Here is a 10272-nt window from a genome sequence, read left to right on the forward strand (position 1 = left end):
TGGCAATATTCTCGTTGTTACACAGATATTGATGAATGTCTGTAAGAATATGAGTGCCCCCATACCACAGCACACTAAGGTTCCGGCTAAATCCCTTGCTTTTTTACCGATACGAATACATTCTACCGCAATCAAAAGTTCCAGAATGATTATGATACAACATCCCAGAAAGCCTAATTCTTCTCCTGCAACGGCAAAGATAAAGTCTGTCTGGGGCTCTGCGATAAAGTTTCCGTTTTTTACGGATGAAACAAGATTGGTATCCAGCCCTTTTCCATATAGCTGGCCTGAACCAATGGCAATAACGGAATTCATCTGCTGGTATGCCAGTTCAGGATACTCTTCCGGTTTTAACCATGCCAGAATACGTCCGGCCTGATAGCCCTGAAGCAACGTCTGGTTCGGCTGTAGTATAATGCTGAAAAACAGCACTGCTGCAGGAACAGCTACTACTATAATACCACCAATGATTTTATAACTCAACCCCGCAACGAACATCATTGTAGAAAAAATTAAAACAACCAGAATACTCGTTGACAGATTTGGCTGGCGGTAGATCAGATACCATGGGATTGCCAGCAGTACCAATGCCGGAAATATAATTTTGGGGCTATTCAGTTTTTCCTCATATTTAGAAAGGAATTTGGCAAAAAATATGATTAATATAATTTTTACAATATCAGAAGGCTGGAACTGAAGTCCTCCGATTACAATCCATCGCTGCGCTCCGTTTACCTCTTTGCCCAGTACTGGAAGCAGTGCCATTAATATAACACCGCCGATATAGGCGATCCAGTAAAAATTCATAATCCAGGTATAGTCGATTAAGGAAATGATGACCATACACACTAGTCCAAGAATCAGACCCAGAACCTGCTTGGACATTAAATCCTCCTGTGCGCTTCCAACTACCATTATGCCCAGAATGGACAGTGCCGTTACCCATATAACTAATCTAAATTTATAATCCTTTAATTTGTATTGTTTTAACATTCCCTGCACCCTGTTCTATCTCATTTATCACGTCAATATGTATATCCATGCTTTCTTCATCAATGTCCATGTATTTTTGTATTACCCTTATCAGGTCTTTTTTCATCAGTGCCATATTTTCAGCAGAACAATCCAGCCGCTCACTGGTTAACAGAAGCTTAAGCCGGTCTCTGGCTACATCTTTTGAACATGTTTTTCGAAATCCATGGAAATTTATCATGCCGGCTCCTCTCAGTTTTTCTTGAAAATATTGGAAAATCTTGAAAAGAACGTGGTTGTCTTCGTTAGATCCGTCATAGGAACAGTTTCCCCGGTAATGCGACGGCTGATACTTAAAAATTCTTGTCCTGCACGTGTATCGTTACCAGCCAGCGGTTCTCCCTGATTGGTGGCGATCACAATGCTTTCTTCGTCTAAAATGGCTCCGATCAGATTCACCGCGAGGATATCGATTACATCTTCTACCGACATCATATCTCCTCTTTTAATCATGTCCATTCTCAGACGATTTATTAATAAATCGATGTCTCTGATATCGGCAGCTTCCAGAAGCCCGATAATGCGGTCAGCATCCCGAATGGCGGATACTTCCGGTGTGGTTACGACGATGGCTCTGTCAGCGCCTGCAATGGCGTTACGAAAGCCCTGTTCAATTCCGGCCGGACAATCCAGCAGGATATAATCAAAATGTTCTTTCAGATCTTCTGTGAGTTTTACCATCTGTTCCGGAGTGACTGCAGATTTATCCCGAGTCTGAGCTGATGGCAGCAAATACAGGTTGGGATACCGTTTGTCTTTTATCAGTGCCTGTTTTAAACGGCAGTTTCCTTCTACTACATCCACAAGATTGTAGACTATCCGGTTCTCCAGTCCCATGACAACATCCAGATTACGAAGACCGATATCGGTGTCGACCAATACGACTTTTTTATTTAATTTCGCCAACCCTGTTCCGATGTTGGCTGTAGCGGTTGTCTTACCAACGCCGCCCTTTCCGGACGTTATTACAATTACTTCACTCATGCTATATCCTCCAAAATAACACTATTTATTTTCGTTATCTGGTGTGTTTTGATTCGCTGTTTAGCTTTCTGTACCCTTCAAAACCACAGGGTATTTGATTTCAATCTGCTGTTAAAGGGAGATGTCATTTAATGCATCCTGAGATATGTTTTTAACAAAGATGTGATCATCTTTTATGTAAGCTATCTTAGGATCGATGGCATATTCCCCGGTATCCACTTTTTTTGTGATTGCGCTTCGCGCTATTTTATCGGCAATGCGAATCTGGTTTGGCTTCATCACAAGTGCGGCGACAAAGCATTCCCGATTGCCGCTGGCGCCTGCATATACATTGCCCCGGCAGGATCCAAGTACGACAATATTGCCTTTGGAAGTAACGATTCCTCCGGGATTGACATCCCCAAGGATAATGATGCTTGTCTCTGCCTCCAGTACCTGTCCTGCCCGGAGTGTGCCTTTATAGAACTGTCCGTCACGCCTGTCCAACTCTTCCATAGCAGTAGTGACGGCATTCTTATAGTACTCTTCATCATCTTTTCTTTCGTCTACCACACATAGGATATGGATCCTTGAATTATTTACAATGGCGGAAACCATATCTTTCTCCTGCTGTTTCGTAAGTACTCTCCCCCGGAAAGTGATCGCCATTTTAGCATCCTGGAAAAAATTTGTTGATTCCTGGAATTTATCTGCGACTGCCTGAAGCAATTCATCAAAGGGAAGTTTATCATCCAGTATTACAATAAGACCATACTTATTGCTTTTAATAATGACGGAACTTTGATTCATAGTGATACCCATCGCATATTGCAGGCTTGCCTGCAATGCTGCCACAAATAAAATAGGTTGAAAGAAGCACAGCGTGGCGTCCTTTCATTTCTCAATTTTCTTTCAACCCCCAGAGCATGTCCGAATTATGGATGCTAGTGCCTGATAACTGCGTCTGATGGCACTATTTCCAGGCATGCTCTGACATCGTACAGTATCTTTTAAAGTCCGGGATACTGTCCAAATCAGGCAGGGTAATGGAAATTCTTATATACGCTGCCCGCCGGATTGATGTTAGTCGAATCTCTGCGTGTTTGCATCTACCTGAATGGCATGTCCAGGTATAATTTCATCTGCTTCTTTGTTCTTAAATATATAGTTTACCATATCCCCTGCAACAGACGCTGCATTGGTAGAGCTATAACCATTGGTAATTCGTACAGCGATGGCAATTTCCGGGTTATCGTATGGTGCATACCCTACGAAGAGAGCATGGCTGGGTACGCCTGTTTCCTGTGCCGTACCGGTTTTACCTGCCATATCTGTTTTAATATTCTTTAAAATATTATTTGATTTTACCATCTCGTTCATACCGGTGTGAATTGCACTCCAGAGCTCAGAATCTAACTCTACGTTGTTATGAACTTTTGGTTTCTTTTCTTCCAGTACCCGGTTATCGGAATCGGATATCTTATCCAGTAAGGTCAGATCGTAACAGGTTCCTCCATTTGCGATTGTTGCCACATATCTGGAGAGCTGTGAAGTCGTAAAGGCATTAGTACCCTGACCCATAGCAGATGGTGCCATACCATTGTCGGAAATATGCGGATCGGTTTCTCCGATCTCAATTCCTGTTGGGGCATCGAAACCGAACATTTCTGCATATTTAGCGAGTTTTTCAATACCGACTTCATCTACTGCTTTGCCGTCTTCTGCACCAACGTCACCTAGCATATAGCCAATCGAGTTAAAATAAAAGTTACAGGAATCTTTTATTGCACTAGATAAACTTTCTGGTCCATGAGCACCTGGTGAAATCCAACATCTAATTGGAGGTTCTACTAAATCAAACTTTCCTGTACAATTTATTGTATCATAAATACCAATAACACCTTCTGAAACACCGGCTGCAGCCGTAACCATCTTATAGGTAGAACCGGGAGCTGTAATTTCCTGGGTTGCCTTATTATAAAACGGGCTGGATAAGTCAGTTGCCAGTTTTGCATAATACTCGGAATCCATATCATTTGCCAGCCTGTTATTATCATAACTCGGATAAGTCACACAGGCAAGTACTTCTCCCGTATTTGGATCATTTATTACCAGAGAGCCGGAACATGGATCCAGCGCTAACTGTGCGGGGGTAAGTTCCAGACTGTATATTTTTGCTTGTACAAAGTCAAATGCAGTCAGGCTTCCCGATGCAAGAGAGTTATAATCTTCCTCGTTCATCTTAATGACGCCCTGATCAAAGAGCATCAGGCAGACATCTGTAGCACTTAACGTATCGGATTCTATCATATAGCGATATATTTTTTTGCTGAAATGCGTATCCGTGGATAAATATTGTGCAATATAGTCAGATAATGCACTGTATACTTCTCTGGAATCCAAGTATTCCGTGTCTACCGGAATTTTGGAAATATCAACCCAGTTTTTGGAAATTGCATAAGTCAAAAACTCTTGCAAGCTGATGCTTCCGTCATTTGTCCATGCCAGATAAGTTTCATCGGATTTATCAATAGCATCTTTTTGCAGTATCCCGGTTCCTTCCATCAGCATATTATTCACTACATATGTCATATAGGCCTGCATATCTTTACCCAGATCTTTATATGCCGCAGGTGAATCCGCTGTGAGCTCTGATTTAATCGATGCAAAAACATTGGACTGTTCATTTGAAAATTGCTGGTATACCCTCTTTTCTGTCGTACTGGCTTCTGCTGATGAAATGTGGTTTACGTCCAGCACGTTGTTTTCAAACAGTGCGTAATATACATCATAGACCGGAATACGAATATCATCTGTGGTAGCATAATCTTCGATATTCACTTCTTTGGCGTCGATCAGCATACTATAGACAATACCGGCTATATACTGCTCCAAAATCCGGTATGCAGCAATCTGGTAATCGGTATCAAGTGTCAGTTGAATGTTATTGCCGGCTTGGGGTTCCACACGGTTATCTTTTTTAAGAATCTTTCCAAGGTTGTTTACATATACTCTTTCAGAACCCTTTAATCCCTGAAGCTGGTCTTCATAGACCTGTTCCAGTCCGATTTTACCAACGATGTCATTTTGGTTATATACCTCGCTGTCTTTATTTAACTCATTCAGTTCTTCGGATGAGATTTGTCCGGTGTAACCGATGATCGGTGCAAAATAGATGCTGTTGTCATAGACACGAATCGTATCATCTACCACATCCACCCCGGGATAGATATCTTTGCTTTCCATAATGGTAGACATGGATGAGTCACTGATATTGGTAGCCAGGGTTGCAGCTAAATATTTCTGGAAGCTGTTTGCAGCTATTTTACTTCTCATTGTAACAATGCTGAGAGTTTCCTCTTTTGTTAACGTGTCCGGAAGACCATATTTAGCGAGTTCTTCTTTTGTATTTTCTTTGGAAAGTACCCCATATCCCTTCTCTGCACAGAGGTCATCCATCATCTGGGAAGCAGATGCATTGGTCTGCGCTTCCGTCAGGTCTTCAATATAAGCCTGTCCATAGATATCTGCTTTGAATCGAAGCAGGGATGTGCCACTGGAGACAAATTGATATTCACCGGCACTGTTCAGGATAATTCCAAAATTATCCGTTACTTTATCTCCATTTTTTTCAAGAATCTTCAATATACCATACATACTGCCATTTAATGCCAGATTTTTTTCATGTCGGGTAAGATTATCGTAAGCACCGGTATCTTCAAAAGTAACCGAATGGGCAAGCTTGTTATAAGCCAGTAATTTTCCGTTTCGGTCTGTGATAATTCCACGGGTACTTTTTAAAGTTCTCTCTTTTTCAATTTGCATGGTAAAGTCGTTCAGGTAACTTTCACCTTCTACAATCTGCAGGGTGAACAGCCGGTATACCAGAATAAATGCAAGTATCAGGAATACAACGACCAGTATTACCATACGGGACTTTGCTGCTTTTGAAATGGTATCTTTTACATATTTAAACAAAACTATTTACACTCCTCTGTTCTGACTTCTCCAGTTTACGGTTGATAAATAATAATATACGGTAGCACAGAAATGTCAATACAATGGTATAGATGACTTCGGGCATAATGATCCGCCTCAGGTAGAAGAAGAAGTCAACTCTTCCCCGGAGCAGGAACTGGAAGCCGTAAAAAAGGATTCCATATGCCAGATCACTGGCTGCGGTTAAAACAACCGGCATTTTGATATCGTCATCGTAAAATATGTGGTAACAGTATCCGTTCAGATAACCGATGTACATATAGATAATGGCACGGAAGCCCATCGTTTCGCCAAAGAAAAGATCTGCCATAAGGCCGCAGACAAAACCAATCCACAGTCCGGAACGTTTACCTCTCATCAGCCCAAAGGATACGGTTACAATAATCAGTAAATTTGGTGTAATAGAAGCGATAGAAAGTGCCGGCAGTAATGTGCATTGTAAAATAACACATATTAACAGCACAAAAAAAAGTATCACCTTGCTTTTCATATCTTATCTCCTATCTGTATGTTACTCAGCTGTCTTCGGTGCTTCGGTGGACTGTGTCTCTGTCTCAGAGGATGTTTCGGTTTCACTGTCACCGGTTTCGTCCAGCCCTTTGGCTTCCGTCTGCTTGGGTTCTGTCTCTTTCGTTTCAATCTGCTGCTTTAAAGTTTTGATTACCAGTACTTCCTGGATATCTTTAAAATCAACAGCCGGAGAAATAAATCCGGATTTAGTCAGATGGTTTGAATCGTTATTGATCTCACTGATATAACCGATTAAAATGCCGGGCAAAAATTTGCTGCTGACGTTAGATGTCACTACTTTATCTCCAACGCTGACTTTGTTGTCAGTATCCGTTAATTTAATCAGATTTATTTTGTCTTCGTCGATCAGTCGGAGGTCACCGGCAATGATACACTGTTCATTCGTTGGGGAAACCATTGCGCTTACATTGCTGTAATCGTCTATAATAGACCGGACGGTAGACCAGTTAGGACCTACTTCCGTTATGATTCCGGCCAGACCTCCGCCAGCCAGGACATTCATATCTACCGCAAATCCGTCATTGCTGCCCTTGTCGATGGTAAACATATGGAACCAGTTGCCGCTTTGTTTTGCGATTACTCTGGCGCCTTCTTTTTCATAGTCTTCATACTGGTGGTCCAGTTCGTAGAGATCTCTTAAACGGTTCAGTTCTTCCTGGTCTTGAATGAGGCGGGTATTTTCAATGGTCAAATCATCTACTTTTTTCTGAAGGGATGTATTTTCGGTAACCAGGTCGGCAGAGTTCTGGAAATAATCTCCTTTTCCTGCGATCCAGGTACCAACCTGGTTAATACCGCTCTGCAGAGGTGTAATGATAAATTCACCTACCTGCTTCAGCGGTCCGCTGCTCATATCTACCGTGAAAGACAGTACGATCATTACACCGCACACAGCAGAAAGGACAAGTAATATTACTTTGCTTTTTATCGAATTCTTTTTCTTCATAACGATTCCTCTTTATATGGTATTTCCTGTTAGATCTTTTAAAGAATACGTACACGCTTCTAGTTCTTTGTGGTTCATAATTGCCAGAAGTCCGCGAAGTGTACTGGTAACAGGTTCTCTGACTAGATATATGGGGACTTCCAGTTCCCTTCTCATATATTCAGCCAGATTCGGTATTCCGGAGACACCGCCGCTTAAATAAATGCCATTTTTCCGGATATCAGCCAGAAACTGGGGGGGAATGCGGTTCAGTGTACTTTTTATGTTCTGGACAATATTGTCGATGGTTTCCATGATACAGACGCTTACAGAAAGAGACGGTATCACAGCGCTTTTAGGCAATCCGGACACCGTACTGATACCATATACTTCAAGGGAAGCAGCCGGCCCATCAATGATATAAGCCAGGGCATTTTTCAGTTTATCTGCCGTACGCATACCGATGTTCAGCTGGAACATACGCCGTACCATGGTACTGATATCTTCATCCAGTTTCCGGCCTCCGAACTGGAGCATTTTGCTGAGCAGAATCTGCCCGCCGGTCAATACAGAGATATCCGTTGTATCAGCGCCGATATTTACGATCATGTTTCCAATTGGAACATCGATGGGGAGTCCAATGCCAATGGCATCTGCGACCCCTTTGTCAACCAGACAGATTTTTTTTGCTTTTATATTACCGCTCAGAACATTGTAATACGCCCGCTTTTCCACTGCGGAAATGTCGCTTGGTACAGCAATATAAATCGTTGGATGAACCGGTAAAAGGGAAGAACATTGCCGCAAAAGCCCGATAAGCAGCAGTTCCATATTTTTGGCATCGGCTATAGCACCATGCATCATAGGACATCCCGCCTGTACATTTACAGGTGTCTTTTCATACATTTCGTATGCATCGTCACCGATACCGATCACCTGAAGCCCGTCCCGGATTGCAATCATATTTTTTTCAGCAATCATTATTTTATTATTTTTATCACATATTTTTATCGTGTCTGTGCCAAGGTCAATTCCTAATAACATGGCTTCTTCTCTCCCTCATAGTTACAAAAGTCCTCGTTCTTTGAAGCTTAAATACTTTTTATCACCAATAATAATATGATCCAGCAGTTCAATGCCTATCAGAAGACCTGCATCCCGGATCCGTTTGGTTAAAAGGATATCCTCTCTGCTTGGAGAGGGATCACCGCTTGGGTGATTATGCACAAGGATAATAAATACTGCATGATGATGCAGTGCTTCCAGATAAATTTCCCGGGGCGTAATCAGGGCACCGTTTACCGTACCCTTTGAAATAATATGGTCACACAGAAGCCTGCTTTTGGTATTTAACATCAGCATCAGCATCTGTTCCTGGGTACAGTGCCGGAAATCTTCCATATAATAATCTGCTATGGTTTCCGGTTTGGTAAAGCAAAGGCTGTCCTTTGCGGAAGATTTTGCAATTCTTCTGGACAATTCTACAATACACTTGATCTGTATGGCTTTTACTTTTCCGATGCCTTTCATCTTCCGAAGGTCAGAAATGCTTAAGTGATGGAGACCTAAAAGGTTATGTTCTACTTTTGAACATTGTAAAACCTCCTGTGCCAGCTCCAATGCCTGAATCCCCTGGGATCCGGTTCTTAAGATAACTGCCAGAAGTTCAGCGTCTGACAGCGCCTGTGCACCCATCGCAAGGCATTTTTCATAAGGCCTGTCATCTGTAGGTAATTCTTTCATTGTTATTGCTTCATTCATAGTATTCCCTTTCAAGCTCTCCCGGCAGGAAGCCTTGAACCAGGATTTATCCTGTCAAAACAAGACTATAAATAATCATCATTTTATCATAGATTGATGACAAAGTACACACTTATTAATCTTAAAATTTTGTGATGGCTTAGAATCTGTTTTAAAATGAGTCTTGAAATGTGTACTAAAATGAATGGAATTTTTTAATTATTGCCTCTGCTACTTTTAAGCCATCCATTGCAGCACTGGTGATTCCACCTGCATAACCGGCGCCTTCGCCGCAGGGATATAATCCGGCTATGGTACTTTCAAAGAAATCATCTCTGGTAATGCGAAGGGGAGATGACGTCCGGCTCTCAATGCCTGAAAGAATGGCATCTTTTCTTGCAAAGCCTTTAATCATATGATCAAAGCCTAAAATGCCCTGTTCAATGGAATCACCCAGGAATTTGGGCAGGCATTCTCTTAAATTTCCAAAATCATATGCGCCTTTTATAGCCGGAGCAAACTCACCGGGACCGTTGCTGCTGCGATGCTTTACAAAGTCCTCAAACAGCTGCACCGGTACTTTTCCATTACACAGCGCATAAGCCTTTTGTTCCAGATTCTGCTGAAATCTCACACCGCTTAGTGAATCCACCGCTTCGTAATCGTCCGGAGTGACTGTTACCACTATGGCACTGTTTGCATTTGCTCCATCCCTTTTTTGATAACTCATGCCGTTAACCGCGGTCATGCCGTTTTCAGATGAGGCATTTACCACGTAGCCGCCGGGGCACATACAGAATGAATATACGCCTCTTCCGTTCTCCAGTTTTTTGGTAAGCTTGTAATCAGCGGCAGGCAGGGTTTTTAAATCCGTTCTGGCATATTGGGACTGGTTTATCATACTCTGGGGATGTTCAATCCGAAGCCCTACGGCAAAGGATTTTGGTGTCATGGCAAGGGGTTTGCGGGACAGCATGGAAAAGGTATCTCTTGCACTGTGACCGATTGCCAGTACTACTACTGCCGTATTTAAGGTCTCATGGTCATTTATGCAAATGCTCTCGATCCTGCCGTCACGGATG

The 10272-nt window shown here is 42.3% G+C and carries 10 protein-coding genes; all 10 read right to left on the minus strand.

The genetic code is table 11. The features are described from left to right. Positions 1-993 (minus strand): FtsW/RodA/SpoVE family cell cycle protein (locus tag ACH2DQ_RS02695; RefSeq protein ID WP_395025477.1); only part of this gene is annotated, 993 nt, incomplete at its 3' end. After that, the gene (minE, locus tag ACH2DQ_RS02700) at positions 962-1213 is read right to left on the minus strand and encodes a cell division topological specificity factor MinE (RefSeq protein WP_394911273.1); all 252 of its coding nucleotides are present in this window, start codon (positions 1211-1213) and stop codon (positions 962-964) included. The genes minE and ACH2DQ_RS02695, both read right to left, overlap by 32 nt. Before the next feature lie 11 nt (positions 1214-1224). Next, complete coding sequence (minD, locus tag ACH2DQ_RS02705) at positions 1225-2016, minus strand: septum site-determining protein MinD (protein ID WP_394911274.1); 792 nt, start codon at positions 2014-2016, stop codon at positions 1225-1227. A 111-nt stretch (positions 2017-2127) separates the two neighbouring features. Continuing rightward, entirely contained in the window at positions 2128-2805 is a 678-nt protein-coding gene (gene minC, locus ACH2DQ_RS02710; protein ID WP_394911275.1) for a septum site-determining protein MinC, read from the minus strand. 273 nt (positions 2806-3078) lie between these two features. After that, on the minus strand, positions 3079-5973 hold the full coding sequence (locus ACH2DQ_RS02715) for a penicillin-binding transpeptidase domain-containing protein (RefSeq protein WP_394911276.1): 2895 nt from the start codon (positions 5971-5973) through the stop codon (positions 3079-3081). Beyond that, on the minus strand, positions 5966-6484 hold the full coding sequence (mreD, locus tag ACH2DQ_RS02720; protein ID WP_394911277.1) for a rod shape-determining protein MreD: 519 nt from the start codon (positions 6482-6484) through the stop codon (positions 5966-5968). The genes ACH2DQ_RS02715 and mreD overlap by 8 nt, the downstream gene beginning before the upstream one ends. 21 nt (positions 6485-6505) lie before the next feature. Then, positions 6506-7471 (minus strand): rod shape-determining protein MreC, encoded by a 966-nt coding sequence (mreC, locus tag ACH2DQ_RS02725; protein WP_394911278.1) that lies wholly within the window; start codon positions 7469-7471, stop codon positions 6506-6508. Positions 7472-7483: 12 nt separating this feature from the next. Next, on the minus strand, positions 7484-8494 hold the full coding sequence (locus ACH2DQ_RS02730; RefSeq protein WP_394911279.1) for a rod shape-determining protein: 1011 nt from the start codon (positions 8492-8494) through the stop codon (positions 7484-7486). Positions 8495-8515: 21 nt separating this feature from the next. Beyond that, positions 8516-9211: a DNA repair protein RadC gene (radC, locus tag ACH2DQ_RS02735; RefSeq protein ID WP_394911280.1), complete on the minus strand. Its 696-nt coding sequence runs from the start codon at positions 9209-9211 to the stop codon at positions 8516-8518. A gap of 175 nt (positions 9212-9386) precedes the next feature. Continuing rightward, positions 9387-10272, minus strand: an 886-nt coding sequence (locus ACH2DQ_RS02740) for an NAD(P)/FAD-dependent oxidoreductase (protein WP_395025482.1), incomplete at its 5' end; no start/stop codon positions are given.

It is taken from the genome of Robinsoniella sp. (genome assembly GCF_034124845.1).